The 1365-nt window shown below is 58.5% G+C and carries 2 protein-coding genes; both read left to right on the top strand.

Translation table 11 applies throughout. The annotated features are described in order from the left end of the window. Positions 1 to 347, top strand: a 347-nt coding sequence (locus ACFQ6N_RS40840) for a hypothetical protein (RefSeq protein ID WP_380659199.1), incomplete at its 5' end; no start/stop codon positions are given. A gap of 71 nt (positions 348 to 418) precedes the next feature. Beyond that, positions 419 to 1108 carry a hypothetical protein gene (locus ACFQ6N_RS40845; RefSeq protein WP_367537635.1) on the top strand — a complete coding sequence of 230 codons (690 nt, stop codon included), beginning with the start codon at positions 419 to 421 and terminating at the stop codon, positions 1106 to 1108. Positions 1109 to 1365: the final 257 nt, after the last annotated feature.

Raw genomic sequence — 1365 nt, forward strand, 5'->3', positions numbered from 1 at the left:
ATGCAATGATCGGCTTGGTGAAGGAAGTCAAGCCGCGCTATGCCTGTACGGATGTCAAAGCGATGACGCACGAGAAAGCTTTGGTGACGTACCAACTTGATCGGCGCTTGTACCAACACCGTCGGTACTTTGGCTGGATGGGCTTTGTGCCCGCGCAGATCACCCACGCCCAGATACGAGACGCGCATGCCGTCCACCCAGTTGATGGCCTGGGTACGGTCATCGTCTCGGTGCCGGGCGTGTTCGATCCCACCGACGACGCACAGGTGGACAAGGTGCACCGCGTTGAAATGGATCTGGCCAGCTACGATCTGTTGCCGGTGACAGATCCGAACCTCAAGGGTTGAAGAACACGCCTATGATCCTTGTAGCTCAATCAAATCTACGCACATCGGCTGTCTCCCGTACACCCGAAGAAGTGCTGAGCAAGGCCTTGGATCTGACGGAAAGATTGGCCCGCCTGCACCCTTTGATGAAACGCTGGTATGCGTTGCCCTCGCGAAGAAAGGAAGCGTGTATTGCCTTGGAGGATTCTGCTGCAATGCTGTACAGCATGGAGCGGGCTATCGAGAAGACGCGTAGGCGATTTGGGGGTTTTGAGGGGTTTGGCGCTTCACTGACGTTGGCCAACGTAGACAATGACCGTGACTGGCGTAAGCCCGGAGTAGTTGTGCTCAGCCTGCGTCCCAGCCTTGGGGTGCACACGCTAAGCATCGAGGGGCTGGAGCCCTTTGGGGATGAAATTTCCTCAATCATGCTTGGCGCGATGATCGATTCGGTCAAAGTCATCCAGCCTGATTTCGCATGTACCAATGTCAAGGGAAGATCCAGGGAAAGCGAATTGATCCACTACCAGATAGACCGCCGCCTGTATCAACACCGGGAATTCTTCGGTTGGATGGGCTTTGTGCCCGCGCAGATCACCCACGCGCAGATCCGCGACGCGCATGCCGTCCATCCGGTTGATGGCCTGGGTACGGTGATCGTCTCGGTGCCGGATGTGTTTGACCCCACCGACGACGCGCAGGTGGAGCGCGTTCATCGGCTCGAAAGGGATCTGGCCAGCTACAACCTGTTGCCGGTGACCGATCCTCACTTCAAGGGCTGAGCACAGCCACGACCGGCCCGCACCCACGCGAAGCGCCTCCGCCGCGCGCAGGGTGACGTAATCCGCACGACCCCCATCCTGCCGCGCGGCACAACGGCGCCTGCGGCTTAACACTGCCAAGCCTTTGCGCCCCTAGCTTCTGGACGCCCGCAGACGCTGTGCAACAATGTCGCGAATCGTACGAATTGTTGCAGTGGCGCGTTTGCCCATTGGCACATCGTGCGTTGGCGTTTACACCTTCGCATGCCACCGGAAAA

This window comes from Kitasatospora sp. NPDC056446, assembly GCF_042796115.1.
Classification (GTDB): Bacteria; Actinomycetota; Actinomycetes; order Streptomycetales; family Streptomycetaceae; genus Kitasatospora.